Origin of the sequence: Caballeronia sp. GAWG1-1 (genome assembly GCF_023631465.1) — a bacterium.
Lineage (GTDB): Bacteria > Pseudomonadota > Gammaproteobacteria > Burkholderiales > Burkholderiaceae > Caballeronia.
This window is the reverse complement of record NZ_JALQDB010000014.1, coordinates 132,459-149,956: the sequence shown is the minus strand read 5'-3', so window position 1 is coordinate 149,956 and position 17,498 is coordinate 132,459. Positions and strand designations below refer to the sequence as shown.

18 protein-coding genes are annotated in these 17,498 nt (G+C 61.5%); 8 read left to right on the top strand and 10 right to left on the bottom strand.

All coding sequences use genetic code 11. From position 1 onward, the window contains the following. Positions 1-8 precede the first annotated feature (8 nt). From NCT03_RS09355 to NCT03_RS09315, 9 genes are all read right to left on the bottom strand, one after another. The gene (locus NCT03_RS09355; protein ID WP_244825642.1) at positions 9-593 is read right to left on the bottom strand and encodes an LOG family protein; all 585 of its coding nucleotides are present in this window, start codon (positions 591-593) and stop codon (positions 9-11) included. Beyond that, positions 593-1,333 (bottom strand): TetR/AcrR family transcriptional regulator, encoded by a 741-nt coding sequence (locus tag NCT03_RS09350; RefSeq protein ID WP_244825640.1) that lies wholly within the window; start codon positions 1,331-1,333, stop codon positions 593-595. The genes NCT03_RS09355 and NCT03_RS09350 overlap by 1 nt, the downstream gene beginning before the upstream one ends. Positions 1,334-1,479: 146 nt before the next feature. Beyond that, complete coding sequence (locus tag NCT03_RS09345) at positions 1,480-2,022, bottom strand: diacylglycerol kinase (RefSeq protein ID WP_244825638.1); 543 nt, start codon at positions 2,020-2,022, stop codon at positions 1,480-1,482. Further along, positions 2,019-3,050, bottom strand: a complete 1,032-nt coding sequence (locus tag NCT03_RS09340) for a glycosyltransferase family 4 protein (protein WP_250492580.1) — start codon at positions 3,048-3,050, stop codon at positions 2,019-2,021. The genes NCT03_RS09345 and NCT03_RS09340 overlap by 4 nt, the downstream gene beginning before the upstream one ends. Before the next feature lie 28 nt (positions 3,051-3,078). After that, entirely contained in the window at positions 3,079-4,005 is a 927-nt protein-coding gene (locus NCT03_RS09335; RefSeq protein ID WP_250492579.1) for a UDP-2,3-diacylglucosamine diphosphatase, read from the bottom strand. A gap of 79 nt (positions 4,006-4,084) precedes the next feature. Further along, positions 4,085-4,609: an RDD family protein gene (locus tag NCT03_RS09330; RefSeq protein WP_250492578.1), complete on the bottom strand. Its 525-nt coding sequence runs from the start codon at positions 4,607-4,609 to the stop codon at positions 4,085-4,087. Further along, positions 4,606-5,373 carry a DUF3106 domain-containing protein gene (locus tag NCT03_RS09325; RefSeq protein WP_244825634.1) on the bottom strand — a complete coding sequence of 256 codons (768 nt, stop codon included), beginning with the start codon at positions 5,371-5,373 and terminating at the stop codon, positions 4,606-4,608. Before NCT03_RS09325 ends, NCT03_RS09330 begins: the two co-directional genes overlap by 4 nt. A gap of 52 nt (positions 5,374-5,425) precedes the next feature. Further along, positions 5,426-5,884: a DUF3619 family protein gene (locus NCT03_RS09320; RefSeq protein ID WP_250492577.1), complete on the bottom strand. Its 459-nt coding sequence runs from the start codon at positions 5,882-5,884 to the stop codon at positions 5,426-5,428. Further along, complete coding sequence (locus NCT03_RS09315; RefSeq protein ID WP_244825631.1) at positions 5,881-6,444, bottom strand: RNA polymerase sigma factor; 564 nt, start codon at positions 6,442-6,444, stop codon at positions 5,881-5,883. The genes NCT03_RS09320 and NCT03_RS09315 overlap by 4 nt, the downstream gene beginning before the upstream one ends. 388 nt (positions 6,445-6,832) lie before the next feature. Between NCT03_RS09315 and NCT03_RS09310 the strand changes: the two genes are divergently transcribed. The 5 genes from NCT03_RS09310 (at position 6,833) to pssA (ending at position 12,012) form a co-directional block, all read left to right on the top strand. Continuing rightward, positions 6,833-8,596 carry an acetolactate synthase 3 catalytic subunit gene (locus NCT03_RS09310; protein WP_244825629.1) on the top strand — a complete coding sequence of 588 codons (1,764 nt, stop codon included), beginning with the start codon at positions 6,833-6,835 and terminating at the stop codon, positions 8,594-8,596. A gap of 107 nt (positions 8,597-8,703) precedes the next feature. Next, positions 8,704-9,195: an acetolactate synthase small subunit gene (ilvN, locus tag NCT03_RS09305; protein ID WP_035939651.1), complete on the top strand. Its 492-nt coding sequence runs from the start codon at positions 8,704-8,706 to the stop codon at positions 9,193-9,195. A gap of 61 nt (positions 9,196-9,256) precedes the next feature. Continuing rightward, positions 9,257-10,273 (top strand): ketol-acid reductoisomerase, encoded by a 1,017-nt coding sequence (gene ilvC, locus NCT03_RS09300; RefSeq protein ID WP_244825627.1) that lies wholly within the window; start codon positions 9,257-9,259, stop codon positions 10,271-10,273. A gap of 213 nt (positions 10,274-10,486) precedes the next feature. Further along, the gene (locus NCT03_RS09295; protein WP_244825625.1) at positions 10,487-11,131 is read left to right on the top strand and encodes a phosphatidylserine decarboxylase; all 645 of its coding nucleotides are present in this window, start codon (positions 10,487-10,489) and stop codon (positions 11,129-11,131) included. Positions 11,132-11,145: 14 nt separating this feature from the next. Then, positions 11,146-12,012, top strand: coding sequence for a CDP-diacylglycerol--serine O-phosphatidyltransferase (gene pssA / locus NCT03_RS09290; RefSeq protein WP_244825623.1), 867 nt, complete (start codon positions 11,146-11,148; stop codon positions 12,010-12,012). Between the two features lie 146 nt (positions 12,013-12,158). On the opposite strand, the gene NCT03_RS09285 is transcribed toward pssA, so the two are convergent. Beyond that, complete coding sequence (locus NCT03_RS09285) at positions 12,159-12,908, bottom strand: glycine zipper 2TM domain-containing protein (protein ID WP_250492576.1); 750 nt, start codon at positions 12,906-12,908, stop codon at positions 12,159-12,161. Between the two features lie 796 nt (positions 12,909-13,704). Here NCT03_RS09285 and NCT03_RS09280 point away from each other — a divergent pair. From NCT03_RS09280 to NCT03_RS09270, 3 genes are all read left to right on the top strand, one after another. Next, the gene (locus tag NCT03_RS09280) at positions 13,705-14,643 is read left to right on the top strand and encodes a phosphate acetyltransferase (protein ID WP_250465192.1); all 939 of its coding nucleotides are present in this window, start codon (positions 13,705-13,707) and stop codon (positions 14,641-14,643) included. Between the two features lie 8 nt (positions 14,644-14,651). Continuing rightward, on the top strand, positions 14,652-15,830 hold the full coding sequence (locus NCT03_RS09275; protein WP_250492575.1) for an acetate/propionate family kinase: 1,179 nt from the start codon (positions 14,652-14,654) through the stop codon (positions 15,828-15,830). 67 nt (positions 15,831-15,897) lie between these two features. After that, on the top strand, positions 15,898-17,490 hold the full coding sequence (locus NCT03_RS09270; RefSeq protein WP_250492574.1) for an aspartate:alanine exchanger family transporter: 1,593 nt from the start codon (positions 15,898-15,900) through the stop codon (positions 17,488-17,490). Positions 17,491-17,498: the final 8 nt, after the last annotated feature.

The following is a 17,498-nucleotide window of genomic DNA, read 5'->3' as shown; positions in this document are numbered from 1 at the left end:
GGGATGGATCAAACCGCGTCGCGCTTTTCGTTCCACTTGTCGAGCGTGCGCGGCGTGTAGTGCTGCAGCTTCGTGATCATCTCGCCGGGCTCGCGCGCAATCTGTATGAGCTCTAGATACTGCTCGCGCATGAAGCCTTCGTCGACGGTATGGCGCAACATGGCCATGAGCGGGTCGTAATAGCCGTTTACGTCCAGCAGGCCAACAGGCTTCTGATGATAACCAAGCTGCGCCCACGTGAACACTTCGAAAAATTCCTCGAAAGTGCCGACGCCACCGGGCATCGCGACGAACGCGTCCGCGAGATCGGCCATGCGCTTCTTGCGCTCGTGCATGTCGGGCACGACGATCAGTTCCGTGAGGTCCGTATGGCCCACTTCCTTCGCAAGCAGCAACTCTGGAATGACGCCGATTGCGCGTCCGCCGGCGGCGAGCACTTCATCGGCGATCAGGCCCATCAAACCGACGCGGCCGCCGCCATACACGAGCGAAAGGTTGGCCTCGACGAGCGCGCGGCCGAACGCCTTGGCCGCTTCGGCATACACAGGGCGGGCTCCGCTCGCGGAGCCGCAATAGACACAAACAGCCTTCATTATCGGGAATCCTTCGGTGTTACGTTCTTCGGCGCGCCCGGCGGCGCTTCCTCGCGCGGCGGCAGGAAGTCGGCGTACTGGCGCTTCGGCAGTTTACCGGACACGAGGTCGTCGAAGAGCTGGCGCGATCGTCCGCGAAGATACGGCGCCATGATCGAAATGATATGCAGACTCGCCTGATGCAACTCCGTGCGGATCGCTTCCTGATCGTTGTACTTGCGCGGGTTCATGACGTACTGATACGAAAGCCAGTAGGTCGAGATCACGCCCATGTTGGTCGCGATGACCTCGATCTCCGCAGGCGTCGCGACCATTTCTTGATCGGCGACGAGCGCTTCGCATAGCTGGCTGGCAAAGCGCACCTTGTGCGTGATGATCTGCTTGAAGTGCGTTTCGAGCGTGCGATTGCGCGCGAGCAGATCGTTCAGATCGCGATAGAGAAAGCGATACGCCCACAGGAAATCGGCCATGTACTGTAAGTACGACCACATTTCATCTATGGTCGGACGATGATCGTCCGGGAACTTCAGGCGCTTCTGAATCTGCTGCTCGAACTGCGCGAAGATGCTGTTGATGATGTCGTCTTTGTTCCGGAAATGGTAGTACAGATTACCTGGACTAATTTCCATTTCCTCGGCGATCGTCGTGGTGGTGACGTTCGGCTCGCCGATATCGTTGAACAACTTCAGCGACAGCTCGAGAATCCGTTCGCGGGTACGGCGGGGAGGTTTGGCTTCCATGTCGTCCGACCTTGGCTTCCGGTGGCGGCGCTCGAAACTCCAAAACGTTCGCGCGACCGGTTTCCGTTGCTATTTTTGAGAATGTCGGACGATTATAAACCGGTCGTTCGGCGCGACAGTGCTGCGTTTCAGGTGACATTCATCTTTTATGGGATACGAGCGAGCCAATTCGACACGACCGGCCAGAGAATCAGCGCCCACGTAATGAGGCAAACGCCGAGCGCGACCATCACGGCCGCGCTGCCGAAATCCTTCGCGCGCTTCGAGAGTTCGTGACGTTCGAGCGAGATGCGGTCGATAGCCGCTTCCACGCTCGAATTGAGCAATTCGACGATCAGCACGAGCAGCACGGATGCGATCAGCGCCGCGCGCTCGACGGGCGCCACCGGCACGAAAAGACTGCATGGCAGAAGAATCGCGGCGAGCGTGAGCTCCTGACGAAACGCGCTTTCCTCGCGAATGGCGACGCGAAAACCGTTGAGCGAGTTCTTCATCGCGTGCCAGGCGCGCGTGAAGCCGCGATTGCCCTTATACGGGTTGAAGGGGAGCGGCGCGAGCGGATCGTCGGGACCTAGCGGTTCGTTTTCCTCATTGGCTTCGACGTCGCCATCGCGCTTGGACTCGAGCGGACGAGGCGCCGCACGGGCGTGCGCTTCGGCGCGTTGCTCGGCGAGCCTCTTTCGCGTCATGCGGCCGCCCGGTCGGTGCTCGGCGCGCGCGGTTCGACCTGGCGCAAATGCGAGGCGAACTGCTCGGAGGCCGCGCGCCACGAGAAACGCTCGGCCCACGCGCGGGCATCGGCGCGTTCGATCTTGAGCGCTTGCAGACAGGCTTCGTGCAGATCTTCATGGAGCGCGCCGGGACCGTGTTCACCTAGCACGTCGATGGGACCCGTGACCGGATACGCGGCGACCGGCGTGCCGCAAGCCATCGCTTCGAGCAGCACGAGGCCGAAGGTATCGGTGCGGCTCGGGAACACGAAGACATCGGCGGCGGCGTAGACCTCCGCCAGTTCCGTCTGCGAGAGCACGCCGAGATAGTTGACGTTCGTATAGCGCGACTTCAGTTCCGCGAGCGCCGGTCCTTCGCCCGCGACCCACTTCGAGCCGGGCAGATCGAGCTTCAGAAACGCTTCCACGTTCTTTTCCACGGCCACGCGCCCGACGTACAGAAAGATGGGCCGCGCGGTGTTGAGCACCTTAGAGTCCATCGGATGAAAGATGTCCAGATCGACGCCACGCGTCCACAGCACGACGTTGGTGAAGCCGTACTGTTCCAGGTCGTGCTTGACGACCGGAGTAGGCGCCATCACCGCCTGCGAATGCCGATGAAACCAGTGCAGAAACCGATAAGTCATGGCGAGCGGAATACCGAAGCGCGCTTTCACGTACTCGGGAAAACGCGTGTGATAAGCGGTCGTGAACGGCAGTTTGTGACGCAGCGCATAGGCACGCGCCGACATGCCGAGCGGGCCTTCGGTCGCGATATGCAGCGCGTCCGGCGCGAATTCGTCGATACGCTTCGCCACGTGCCGGCCCGGCATCAATGATAGGCGAATCTCGGGATAAGTCGGACACGGAATGGTTTTGAACTCGAGCGGCGTGAGCAATTCCACGCGATGCCCGAGGCCCGTGAGTTCGCGGCTCGTCTGCGTAAGCGTGCGCACGACGCCATTGACCTGCGGCTCCCATGCATCGGTGACGATCATGATTTTCATCGGATTTCGGCTCGGGTGAGGATGCGGTTCAGACGGTGGCGCGCACGCGGTTCGGTTGCGCTTCCGGGGAGTGCATGACGGTCCAGTAGACGATCTTCAGTTCGCCGTCTTGGGTCTCGACGAGCGCGGAGAGGCTCTCCACCCAGTCGCCGTCGTTGCAATAGAGAATGCCGTCGATATCGCGTATCTCGGCCTTGTGGATATGCCCGCACACCACGCCATCGCAGCCGCGGCGGCGAGCTTCGTCGGTCATGACCCGTTCGAACTGCGAAATGAAGTTGACCGCGTTTTTGACCTGATGCTTGAGATACTGCGAAAGCGACCAGTAGTCGAAGCCGAGCTTCGTGCGTACGCGATTGAACCAGCGGTTGAGCAGCAGAATCATCGTGTAGGCGGTGTCGCCGAGATAGGCGAGCCATTTCGCATGCTGGATCACGCCGTCGAAGAGATCGCCGTGCACGATCCAAAGACGCTTGCCCGCGAGCGTCGTATGGAAGGCTTCGCCGCGCACGTGGATGTCGCCGAACGCGAGATCGCAGTACTGGCGCGCGGCTTCGTCGTGATTGCCGGGGATATAGACGACTTGCGTGCCCTTGCGCGCCTTGCGCAGGATTTTCTGAATGACGTCGTTGTGCGCCTGCGGCCAGAACCAGCCTTTCTTCAGTTGCCAGCCATCGATGATGTCGCCGACGAGATACAGATACTCCGACTCGTTGTGGCGCAGAAAATCGAGCAGATAGGGTGCCTGGCAGCCGCCGGAGCCCAAATGGATGTCCGACAGCCAGATCGCGCGATAGCGTTGAGGCGCGCTGGAGGATTCGCTGTCGTCGTCGACGCCCGGGTTCGCCGGCAGCGGCAGGGCGGCTTCATGCGTCGCGCCGCGCAGGTCGGCGCTCCGAAAACGATAAGCGGAAGACGCTTCGATTGCCTGCGTGACGGTCGAGTGGAAGGTCATGGGCTCGCGTATCGGGTTTCGATATGCGCATTGCGCCATGCGGCCGTGACCGAGCCGTGACAGTCACGAGAAGTTCTTATTACTTGTAGGGAGCCGGCGCCGTGATGATGCGCGTGCCAGCCAGGCGATCGTGCAGAAACTGCCGCGCCGGATCGAGCCGGACGGCGGCCGCCCACAGCGCGATCCAGGCCGCGAACACGGCGAGCGTCTGCGGCACGGCGAGCCCGAGCAGCGGATGCAGCGCGAGCGGCGGCAGGAACCACAGCCACGCGAGCGCATAGCGCGCGAGCGCCCGGCCAGGCGTGACGGGCTCACCGTGGGCGTCGACCAATTTGAGGCGCCAGGTTTTCATTGGCAGCGTCTGGCCGCCGTGGGTCCAGAACCACACGAAATACGCGGCGAGCACGAGACCGATCCACGTCATCAGCCAGTTGTGATGCGTAAGGCCGTTTTTCTGCTGAGTGAGTGTGCTGAACAAATATCCGGAGATGAACACCACGCCGAACAGGATGACGCCTTCGTAGACCATCGTCGCGAGCCGGCGGCGCAGCGTGGGCGCGTGGAGCGGCGAGAGAGGCGTGGTGGTGGAAGCGGACGCGCTCATGAGCCGTTGTACATGGAAGGCGCTTGCTGCGGGGAGACGGGAATCGGCGTTGCCGGCACGACGCTCGCGGCGTTGGGAATCGCGGGCGTGGCGGGCGAGGCGGTTGAGGTGGAAGAAGGCGATGCAGCCGGCGCACCGGAGCCGCCTTCGGCATGTCCCGCGCCGTGGCCTTGCTCGCGCGCGGCCACGAGCCGGTTGATGTCCTTCACTTCACTCTTGCCGGTCGGCGGCGCGCTGACGACCGTGGGACGGCGCGTGCGCTCGGTGGCGGCGAGCTTTTTCTTCTGCTCTTCGGAAAGCTTCTGGTAAGCATCCCACGCCTTTTCGCGATTCTCCGGCGCGACGGACTTTGAAACCTGATAGTTCTCGCGCGCGACTTTGCGCTGGTCCGGCGTCATGCGCGTCCATTCCTCCATGCGCTGATGCAGACGCTTTTGCGCCTCAGGCGACATGCGGTGATAGCGCGATGCGATCTTCAGCCACTTTTGCTTGCGCTCTTCGCTGAAGGAATCCCATTGCGTGGAGAACGGCGCGAGCGCGACGTGCTGCGCTTCGGTGAGACGATTCCACGAGAGCGGACTGCCGGAAGAGAGCGCCGACAGCGAAAGGCCGGAATCGGCGCCCGAACTTGCGCCGTTGGGCGCGGCGGCGGTCGAGAGCAAGGCGGCGGTGGCTGGGTAAAAGCGCGGATAAGTCGCGGCGAATGCGACCAGACTCGCAATCGCGCAACTAAAGACAATCGCGAGACCGCGCTTGTAACTCACCCGAAAACTCCCCGCCAGGTCTGATGTCAGTTGAAAGATTCGACAATACGCGTCAGTGATTACGCGTCAAATATGCGTTGAAGCCGTGGTCGAGATAGGCGTCGAGCGGCAAGCTGTCGGAGAGCATGGCCGCGTCGATGTCGGCGAGTTCGGCACGGCGCTCCTGATCTTCCCAGTAAGCGATGCCAGCCAGACCGATAGCCAGCGCGCACACCGGCCACACGAGGCCGAAGCCGCCGAGCCGCGCGAACAGGCCCTTCGGCCCTCGCGTCTCGGAGCCGTCGTGCCCCGCGCCGCCCGCCGAGAGGCTCGCGCCTGCTCCGGCCAAAGCCGGCGTGAACGCGGGCGCGGTCATGGCGACCTTCTCCGGCTTTTTGCGCGCGATAGCAGCCCGGCGCGCCTCGGCGAGCCGGTCGACCGCGGCGGCCGGAATATTCGATGTACTTTCGTCCAGCGCGCGAACTACCTTCAGCGCGAACTCGTTTTCCTTTGAATCAAGAACGGAACTCATAGCGTGATCCCTTTGGCTTTCAGGGCGTGCGCGAGGGCGTGCGTGGCGCGTGAACAATGCGTTTTGACGCTGCCCTCGGAGCAGCCCATGGCGGCGGCCGTCTCTGCGACATCCATATCTTCCCAGTAACGCATGAGAAAGGCTTCTCGTTGACGTGCCGGCAATTTCTGGATTTCCGCGTCGATCAGGTTGAGTACCTGTTCGCGTTCCAGTTTGTTCTCGCTGCTCTCGCTGCCGAGTGCGCCGTCTTGCGATTCGAAGGATTCGAGCGGGTCGAACTCGTCGTCGTCCGCGTTTCCGAAGGACGAAAAGAGGCTGACCCACGTGTTCCGCACCTTCTGGCGACGGAAATAGTCGTGCGTCGCATTCTGGAGGATACGCTGGAAAAGCAGCGGAAGCTCGGAAGGCGGCTTGTCACCGTATTTTTCCGCCAGTTTGATCATGGCGTCCTGCACGATGTCCAGCGCCGCGTCGTCGTCGCGGACGGTGTACACGGTCTGTTTGAACGCGCGTCGTTCGACGCCCGCCAGGAAATCGGCAAGTTCCTTGTCTGATGCCATCCGTTGGGAGCCCGGCGCAACGAATTTGCGTCGAAAGGGATCGTGGGTTCTAGGAAAACCTGCGGATGCTAGCAAATTTTCGCCACGCCGGGAGGATTTGGGACGATTTGTTGCCCGATTTACGTACTCGCTGCTCCAAGCGTCAAACGTTGTGCTAAATCTGAGCTTTTTCCGAAAAGCGTCGGATCGGAGATTTCCGAAACTTTTTTCTTGACCCGTTGCGCGCGCCGGGCTACATTTTCCGACTCGCATCATAAAGTGAAATGTCTGCTTTGAGGCGAGCCCAAGAAGCACGCCAGTCAATTCAAGACGCGCCGCTTGAACCCGAGCCACAAGCCCGGCAGAGAGCACCCGATCAATTTTTTGCCGAAAATTCGAAAGGTGATGAATGAACATGCCCAGCGCGGAATTCTCCACGTCGGATACGACTCCCCCTCACGAAGCTGACTCCATCGGCGGCACCGTGCTCATGCGCGCGCTCGCTGACGAGAAGGTCGAGTTCATTTGGGGCTATCCCGGCGGCTCGGTACTCTACATCTACGACGAGCTGTACAAGCAGGACCAGATCCAGCACATTCTCGTGCGCCACGAACAGGCCGCCGTACACGCCGCCGACGCCTATGCGCGCTCGACCGGCAACGTGGGCGTGTGCCTCGTGACTTCCGGCCCCGGCGTCACCAATGCGGTGACGGGTATTGCCACGGCCTATATGGATTCCATTCCGCTCGTCATCATCAGCGGGCAGGTTCCGACCGCGGCCATCGGCCTCGACGCGTTCCAGGAGTGCGACACCGTCGGCATCACGCGGCCCTGCGTCAAGCACAACTTTCTCGTGAAGGACGTGCGCGATCTCGCCGCCACCGTCAAGAAAGCGTTCTACATTGCCCGCACGGGTCGTCCCGGTCCGGTGCTGATCGACATTCCGAAGGACGTGTCGAAGGCGCCGTGCAAGTACGAACCGCTGAAGAGCGTGTCGCTGCGTTCGTATAACCCGGTGACGAAGGGCCACTCCGGCCAGATCCGCAAGGCGGTGCAACTGCTGCTTTCGGCCAAGCGCCCGTATATCTATACCGGCGGCGGCATCATCCTCGCGGATGCATCGCGCGAACTGAACCAATTCGCCGATTTGCTGGGCTATCCGGTCACCAACACGCTGATGGGTCTGGGCGGTTACCGCGCGAGCGACAAGAAATTCCTCGGCATGCTCGGCATGCATGGCACGTACGAAGCCAACATGGCCATGCAGAACTGCGACGTGCTGATCGCCATTGGCGCGCGCTTCGACGACCGCGTGATCGGCGACCCGGCGCACTTCGCATCGTCGCCGCGCAAGATCATCCACATCGACATCGATCCTTCGTCCATTTCCAAGCGCGTGAAGGTGGACATTCCCATCGTCGGCGACGTGAAGGAAGTGCTGAAGGAGTTGATCGAGCAGTTGCAGACGGCGGAACACGGCCCTGACACGCAGGCGCTCAAGTCGTGGTGGGACCAGATCGAAGGCTGGCGCTCGAAAGACTGCCTCGCTTACGACCGCAAAAGCGAGATCATCAAGCCGCAATATGTCGTCCAGAAGCTGCATGAACTGACCGACGGCAACGCCTTCGTCTGTTCGGATGTCGGTCAGCATCAGATGTGGGCCGCGCAGTTCTATCCGTTCAACAAGCCGCGCCGCTGGATCAACTCGGGCGGTCTCGGCACCATGGGCTTCGGCTTGCCGGCAGCCATGGGCGTGAAGATGGCCTTTCCCGACGAGGAAGTGGTCTGCATCACGGGCGAAGGCTCCATCCAGATGTGCATTCAGGAGCTCTCGACGTGCAAGCAGTACAACACGCCCGTCAAGATCATCTCGCTCAACAACCGCTATCTCGGCATGGTGCGCCAGTGGCAGCAGATCGAATACAAGAAGCGCTATTCCAGTTCCTACATGGACGCGCTGCCTGACTTCGTGAAGCTCGCCGAAGCGTATGGGCATGTCGGCATTCGCGTCGAAAAGACCGCGGACGTCGAGCCGGCGCTGAAGGAAGCGCTGCGCCTGAAAGATCGCACCGTATTTCTCGACTTCCAGACCGATCCCACCGAAAACGTATTTCCCATGGTGCAAGCAGGCAAGGGCATCACGGAAATGCTGCTCGGCTCGGAAGATCTATAACGCGGCTTTGACTCGCGAGGCCCGGGCGCACCCGTCTTCACAAAGGACGAGCGCCGCGCACGGGTTTTTCGAAGCAGACGCCAACTGGATAAACCTCGGGAAAAGACATGAAACACATCATCTCCGTACTGCTGGAAAACGAACCGGGCGCGTTATCGCGTGTCGTCGGGCTCTTTTCCGCGCGCGGCTACAACATTGAAACGCTGACGGTGGCGCCGACCGAAGACAGTTCGCTGTCGCGGCTGACCATCGTCTCGATTGGCTCGGACGACGTGATCGAACAGATCACGAAGCACCTGAACCGCCTGATCGAGGTGGTGAAAGTGGTCGACCTGACAGAGGGCGCCCACATCGAGCGCGAGCTGATGCTCATCAAGGTAAGAGCGGTCGGCAAGGAACGCGAAGAGATGAAGCGCATGGCGGATATCTTCCGTGGCCGCATCATCGACGTGACCGAAAAGACCTACACGATGGAACTGACAGGCGCATCCGACAAACTCGACGCGTTCATTCAGGGGCTCGACGCCACGGCCATTCTGGAAACGGTTCGCACGGGCAGTTCCGGCATCGGCCGGGGCGAGCGCATTCTGAAGGTTTAAACCTACACTCATTTCGACTAGTTTTCTCTGCCTGCGCGGAGACAGACCTCAAGGAACCACCATGAAAGTTTTCTACGACAAAGACGCCGACCTCTCCCTCATCAAGGGCAAGCAAGTCACCATCATCGGTTATGGCTCGCAAGGCCATGCGCACGCGCTGAACCTGAAGGAAAGCGGCGTGAACGTGACGGTCGGCCTGCGTAAAGGCGGTGCTTCGTGGAGCAAGGCCGAGAACGCGGGCCTGAAGGTCAAGGAAGTGGCCGAAGCCGTGAAGGGCGCGGATGTCGTCATGATGCTGCTGCCCGACGAGCAAATCGCCGAAGTCTACAAGAACGAAGTCCACGCCAATGCCAAGGAAGGCGCGGCGCTGGCGTTCGCGCACGGCTTCAACGTGCATTACGGCCAGGTGATCCCGCGCGCGGATCTGGACGTCATCATGATCGCGCCGAAGGCGCCGGGCCACACCGTGCGCAACACGTATCAGCAAGGCGGCGGTGTGCCGCACCTGATCGCGGTGGCACAAGACAAGTCGGGTTCGGCCCGCGACGTGGCGCTGTCGTATGCGGCGGCCAACGGCGGCGGACGTGCCGGCATCATCGAAACGAACTTCCGCGAAGAAACCGAAACCGACCTGTTCGGCGAGCAGGCCGTGCTGTGCGGCGGCACGGTGGACCTGATCAAGGCTGGCTTCGAAACGCTGGTGGAAGCGGGCTACGCGCCGGAAATGGCGTACTTCGAGTGCCTGCACGAGCTGAAGCTGATCGTCGACCTGATCTATGAAGGCGGTATCGCCAACATGAACTACTCGATCTCGAACAACGCCGAGTATGGCGAGTACGTGACGGGTCCGCGCATCGTCACGGAAGAGACGAAGAAGGCGATGAAGGCCGTGCTGAAAGACATCCAGACCGGCGAATACGCGAAGAGCTTCATCATCGAAAACCGCGCTGGCGCGCCGACGCTGCAATCGCGTCGCCGTCTGACGGCCGAGCATCAGATCGAGCAGGTCGGCGAGAAGCTGCGCGCCATGATGCCGTGGATCGCGAAGAACAAGCTGGTCGATCAGTCGAAGAACTAAGTCTCGCTTCGAGGGGTTCGTAACTTGCCCCTTCTCCGTTTGCGTGGAGATAGACCGCGTTTCCGAGGGGCCTGCTGCTTGCGCCATTTTCTCCGCATGCGTGGAGATCGATGTTTGCAGCACGTTTCTTGCTGAAACTAAAGCCGTCCGGATGCCCTGTGCTCCGGGCGGCTTTTGCTATCCTACGGTTTTAATAAAACATCGAACTCGTTCATGAACTATCCTCATCCGATCATTGCCCGCGAAGGCTGGCCGTTCATCGCCATCGCGGCCGTCGTTGCGATTCTCGTGCAGGCGCTCGGCGGCTTCGGCTTCGCCTGGATTTTCTGGCTGATCGTGATCTTCGTCGTCCAGTTTTTTCGCGACCCGCCGCGTCCCATTCCCGCGCAGGCCAACGCCGTGCTGTGTCCGGCCGACGGGCGCATCGTCGCGGTCGAAACTGCGCATGATCCGTATGCGGGCCGTGAGGCGCTCAAGATCAGCGTGTTCATGAACGTTTTCAACGTGCATTCGCAGCGTTCGCCGGTCGATGGCGCCATCAGCAAGGTTCAGTACTTCCCGGGCGCGTATCTGAATGCGGCGGTCGAGAAGGCATCGACGGAGAACGAGCGCAATGCCATCGTCTTGCAGACGGCGAGCGGTCATACCGTGACGTCGGTGCAGATCGCGGGCCTCATCGCACGACGTATTCTCTGCTACGTGCATGTGGGCGAGCCGCTCACGCGCGGTCAGCGCTATGGCTTCATTCGTTTCGGTTCGCGCGTCGACGTGTATCTGCCGATTGGTAGCCGTCCGCGTGTCTCGATTGGCGAGAAAGTGTCCGCATCGTCGACGATCCTCGCCGAGTTCGCGGAATAACGCCGGGGGTTTCGATGGCGGCATTCAAACCGCGCCGTAACCGTATGAACGGCGCGACTCCGCGCGCCTTCCGGCGCAACAAGGCCGCGCAGGACGTCGGCGCCGTGGAAACGCGGCGCGCCAAGCGGCAGCAGTTCCTGCGCAAACGCGGCATTTATCTCCTGCCTAACGCGTTCACCACGGCGGCGCTCTTTTGCGGCTTCTTCGCTGTCGTCCAGGCGATGAACGTTCGCTTCGAGATCGCGGCCATCGCCATTTTCGTCGCGATGGTGCTCGATGGCATGGACGGACGCGTCGCGCGCATGACGCACACGCAGAGCGCGTTCGGCGAGCAGTTCGACAGCCTTTCGGACATGGTGTCGTTCGGGGTCGCGCCGGCGCTCGTCATGTATGAATGGGTTTTGAAGGATCTCGGCCGCTGGGGCTGGCTCGCGGCCTTCGTGTACTGCTCCGGCGCGGCGTTGCGGCTTGCGCGCTTCAATACGAACGTGGGCGTGGTCGACAAGCGCTATTTCCAGGGCTTGCCGAGTCCGGCCGCGGCTGCGTTGATCGCGGGCTTCGTGTGGCTCGCGACCGATAACCGCGTGCCACTCAAGCTCGTGTGGCTGCCGTGGGTGGCCTTTGCACTTACTGTCTATGCGGGCGTGACGATGGTATCGAACGCGCCGTTCTACAGCGGCAAGGCGCTGGATGTGCGGTATCGCGTGCCATTCGCGGGCGTGTTGCTCGTCGTGGTGGCGTTCGTGCTGGTGTCGTCAGATCCGCCGGTCATGCTGTTTTGCCTCTTCGTTCTGTACGGCTTTTCGGGCTACGTCTGGTGGGGATATATGGCGATACGCGGGCGGCCGAACCCGGCGCGTAGCTCGCAGCGGGATGGTTGAGGGGCATTACTGTCATCGTGAGAAAAAGCAAAGGCGGCGATTTGAAAGATCGCCGCCTTTTTGCTTACCGACAGTGTCCAAGGACAAACAGCGCGCGCGGATATTGTCGCGAGTCGACGCGACTAGTGCAGGTGTTCGCGAACGGCTCAACCCGCCACTAACGTGCCGTTCTGCACACGTACGCGTTGACCTTCGCCGAACGGCGGTTGCTGCTTATACGTGAAGTAGCGCGTCTTGCCGTTTTCCATCCGCACGCGCACCGAATAGTCCGTCTCGCTGCGAACGTGTTTCTCGACCGAATTTCCTGCCAGACCGCCGCCAAGCGCGCCAAGGAGCGTCATTGCGGTACGTCCGCCACCACGGCCGAACTGGTTGCCGACGACGCCACCCGCCACCGCGCCGCCCACCGCACCGATGCCGGTACCGTGTCCTTCCTGACGAACGGCTGAGATGGCTTCAACCGTCCCGCAGGTCGAGCAATAAGCCGGATGCGCGGGAGGCTGTTGTGCATACGACGGTTGCTGAACAGGCGGCTGTTGTTGAGCTTGCTGCTGGGCCGCCCGTTGCTGCGCGGCTTGTTCCGCGGCTTGCTGTTGAGCGGCTTGTTGCTGCGCTGCCTGCTGTTGTGCTTGTTGCGCCGCTTGCTGCTGTTGTGCTTGTTGCGCAGCGCTGGGTTGCTGCTGCGCGACGGCTGCCGCCTGCGTCTGCGCCGTATCCGCCGAATTGCTCGATGCGCGCGGGAAGATTCCCGTCATCGCAGCCGTGGCCACGAGACTCGCGACGATCACCGCGCCCGCCGCCGTGGCGATGAGCGGATGCAGACGCCGTTGTGGCGGTTGACCATTGCCTGTCGAGGGCGAAGTGGCCGGCGTAAATTTACTGTTCCCGTTATCCATTTTTTGGACCTCCGTGCCGAGGCTTTGGGAGCGCGGATGCGCTGACTATAAGCGGCATACTGCCGATGCCGTCTGTGCAATACGATTCTCGGGGAACCCCGGATTTCATGCTTAAGCGGTTGTAACAAATGCTCAACCGCTAGGCACAAGGTGGAAAGCACAAATAATGCCAAACGTGATCCGCCTTGTCCGAAGGCGATTTGACGCGAGCAAGACCCGCTCGACCTTTACCAGTAGTTACAAAAAGATGATGCCTCGGGCAAAAACGGCTGGAAATAAGCTGATCGTCAGCGGGGCGCTCCTCGCGCGTAGGCGCCGCCACTTCTTGAACGGTCTCTTGTTCCCGCGTTGCGCCTCACACAAAGAGAAAGTCTTCGCGTAACGCGTGGAATGCCATTGCCGTAACCGCCCGGCAAAACGCTAAATCGCTTGCAACGCGACGACGCAAGAAGCCCCATCGACATAACCAATCGTCGATGCCGTTTCGCGTTTATTCGCCATGCTGATCGTTTCAGAGATGCGCGTCGGCCGTTCTCTAACCGAGTGTGTTCCGGCGAATTCGCGCAGCGTATGCTGACCCAGCCGCGCGAAGGCAGTCGCGAGGATCGATGCCTCCCGTCGATTACGAGACCCGCACAGAGAGACGCTCCGTGGCCACGATCCGGCACGGCGAGAAGCGGCAGCACGATCGAACGTGGCAGCGGCGCGAAGCAGTCACACGACGCGCATCGATGCCGGTGCTCGACTCATCGTGTATCGCCAAGCGCCAGCAGTTCACGCCAATCGAGGGCATGAAATGGAATTCAAACGCGAAAAATACGAGCGGCTGCTCGCTTTCGCCAGTACTTTGCCGCCGCTGCCGACCGCAGTCGCTCATCCATGCGATCACGACTCTCTGTCTTCCATCATCGAGGCGGCGCGGCTCGGGCTCGTCGCGCCGATTCTCGTGGCCTCGCGCAGCAAACTCGAAGCGGTCGCCAGCGAGTGCAATCTCGATCTCGGCGATCTACCCATCATCGACGTTCCGCACAGCCACGCGGCGGCGGAAGTCGCGGTGCAGCTCGTGCATGAAGGGCGCGCGGAAGCGCTGATGAAAGGCTCGCTGCACACCGACGAACTGATGGGCGCGGTGGTCACGCGCAACGGCTTGCGCACCGGGCGGCGCGTGAGCCACTGTTTCGTGATGGATGTTCCCGGCCGCGAAAACGCCCTGATCATCACCGACGCCGCCGTCAACATCTCACCGACGCTCGACCAGAAGCGCGACATCGTGCAGAACGCCATCGATCTCGCTCACGCATTGCGCATTGCCGAGACGCGGGTAGCGATTCTTTCCGCGATGGAAACCGTGAATTCGAAGGTGCCCTCGACGCTAGATGCCGCCGCGCTCTGCAAGATGGCCGATCGCCAGCAGATCACGGGCGGCATTCTCGACGGCCCGCTCGCGCTCGACAACGCAATCAGCGAGGAAGCCGCAAGGATCAAGGGGATCGAATCACCGGTGGCGGGGCGCGCGAACGTGCTCGTCGTGCCGGACCTCGAATCCGGAAACCTGCTGGCAAAAAGCCTGTCGTTTCTCGCCGGCGCGGATGCAGCGGGCATCGTGCTGGGCGCGAAGGTGCCGATCATCCTGACGAGCCGTGCGGATTCGATCATGACGCGGCTCGCATCATGCGCGGTGGCCTCGCTCGTGGCGCTCGCGCGGCGCGAGAATCCTTCGGCCGCGATCGTCTAGAGGGATGTATGGACGTCGTTCTGGTCATCAACGCGGGGTCGTCCAGCATCAAGTTTCATGCATACGTCGAGATGGAAGGCAGCCTCGATCCTGTCGCCGGCGGCAAGCTCGAAGAGATCTACGGCAAGCCGTACTTCGAGGCCAGGCGGCCGAACGGCGAACTCATCGACGAAAAGCATTGGCCCGAAGGCGAACAACTCGGGCACGACAATGCGATCACGTTCTTGCTGAACTGGCTGCGTGAACGCTCTTCCGGCGCGAAACTGCTTGCCGTGGGTCATCGTGTGGTGCATGGCGGTGAACGATTTGCAGCGCCGGTGCGCGTCGATACGGACGTGCTCGCGCAACTGGAAGCGCTCGTTCCGCTCGCACCGCTTCATCAGCCGCATAACCTCGCAGCGATCCGCGCGATACGAGCGCGCAATCCGCAGGTGCCACAAATCGCATGTTTCGATACGGCCTTCCACCATACGCAGCCCGCATCGGCAACGCGCTTCGCGCTGCCGCCCGAGATCACGCAACGCGGTGTGCGGCGCTACGGGTTTCACGGGCTGTCGTACGAGTACATCGCGAGCGTTCTGCCGCAATACAGCGCGAAGGCCGCCAATGGCAAGAGCGTGGTGCTTCATCTTGGCAACGGCGCGAGCATGACGGCGCTCGATCGAGGCAAGAGCATCGCCAATACGATGGGCTTCACGGCCGTCGAAGGGCTCGTCATGGGCACGCGCTGCGGGAGCATCGATCCCGGCGTGCTGCTGTGGATGATGCAGGAAGCGCGCATGGACGCACATGCCATCGAGACGCTGCTCTACAAGCGCTCCGGTCTGCTCGGCGTGTCGGGCATTTCCAGCGATATGCGCACGCTGCTCGCGAGCGATGCCCCCGCTGCCGCCGAAGCGGTCGATCTGTTTTGCTATCGAATCTCGCGCGAACTCGGCTCGCTTGCGGCCGCGCTCGGCGGGCTCGATGCGCTCGTGTTTACCGGCGGCATCGGCGAACGTGCGGCGCCCGTGCGCGAGCGCGTGGGGCGCGCGGCGGCATGGCTCGGCGTATCGCTCGACGACGCGGCCAATGCACGCCACGAACGGCGCATCGACGATTCGACGAGCGCAGTCGATGTCTGTGTCATCCCGACGAACGAAGAATTGATGATTGCCCGTCACGCGTTAAGGCTGCTGGGAAGCTGAACGTCGGCGGGCGCATTGCCAGCGGAAAGACGATGCGTGGCGCGGCTGACATCGACAAGAGGACGTTATGAACGCAATCAGGACGCTGCTCGAAGCTCAGCCGCTCTTCACGTTGTTCCTCACGATCGCGCTCGGCTATGTGATTGGCGAGATCAGCCTCAAAGGCGTCTCGCTCGGATCGGGGGCCGTGCTTTTCGTCGGCTTGGCAATCGGCGGATTCGCGCCGAAAGCCTTGCCGCCCGCGCTGCTCGGCACGCTCGGCTTGTTGCTGTTTCTGTACGGCATCGGCATTCAGTACGGCGCGCATTTCTTCAAGGGACTGACGAGCGCGGACGGATTGCGGGCCAACGCGGCAGCGGCGCTTGGCGTCGTCGCGGCGGGTTTCGTGTCGCTCGCGCTGGTGCCGGCGTTCGGTCTCAGGCTCGACGAAACGCTCGGCTTGTTCGCGGGCTCGGGAACCAGTACGGCAACGTTGCAAGCCGTGATCTCAACCTTGCATAGCGATGGCGCCGCCGTGGGCTACAGCGTGACTTATCCATTCGGCGTCGCCGGTCCGATACTGATGATCTACGCCCTCGGCGCGTTGCTCAAAGTGAAGATCGAGGCGCCGCCCGAAAGCAACATCGAGACGGCGGAGATCGCCCTGCAAAATCCCGCGCTCGTCGGTCTCAGCGCAGTCGAACTTCATGCGGAGTTGCCGGATGGCGTGACCATTGCCGCCGTTCGCCGCGCGCATCGCAACCGGCTGCCGACCGCGGATTTCGTTCTGCAAACCGGCGATGTCCTGCTGGCAACGGCATTGGAGCCGGCCGCGCTGGAGGAGGCGGCCACACTCATCGGCGAGGTTCAGCCGGGCAGAATCACGCGGCATCGGGAAGATCTGGATTACCTGCGCGTGTTCGTATCGAGCCGGGTCATGACCGGGCAGCGCATTGGGGACATTCGATTTCCCGATGGCGTCGTCTGCTCGATTGCTCATGTGCGCAGAGGCGACGCCGACATGTTGCCTCACGTCGATCTGATTCTGGAATCCGGAGACAGGGTCGGGTTGCTGGTGAATCGGACGCATGCCAAAGCGGTTCGCAAACTGTTCGGCGACTCGATCAAAGGGACGGCCGAACTCAGCTTCATCTCGATTGGCGTTGGCGCCGCGATTGGCTTGCTCATTGGCATGATTCCGATTCCCGTGCCCGGCGTGGGGAAACTGACGCTCGGGCTTGCGGCGCTGCTGCTGACCGCGCTTTATCTCGGGAAGATTCGTCGCTCGGGGCCATTTATCTGGAGCGTGCCATTGTCGGCGAATCTGGTTCTGCGGAACTTCGGGTTGACCATTTTTCTGGCACAAGTCGGGATTGCTTCCGGACCGAAATTCTTTGCCGAAGTAGGTGCGACGGGTGTTTCGCTCCTGCTTTACGGCGCGGCGATTCTGATTGCGTTAGTGCTCGTGACGGCGTTTTTTTGCTTGGTGATTTTCAAGCTGCCGTTCGATACCACCATTGGCGTTCTCAGCGGTGCTACGGGAAATCCCGCCATTCTCGCGTTTGCCAATCGCGTGACGCCAACCGATAAACCGGATATCGGCTATGCCATGATTTTCCCGTCGATGACCATTCTGAAAATTCTGTTCGCGCAGATTGCCGCCGTGTTGATGGGGCATTGATCAGAAGC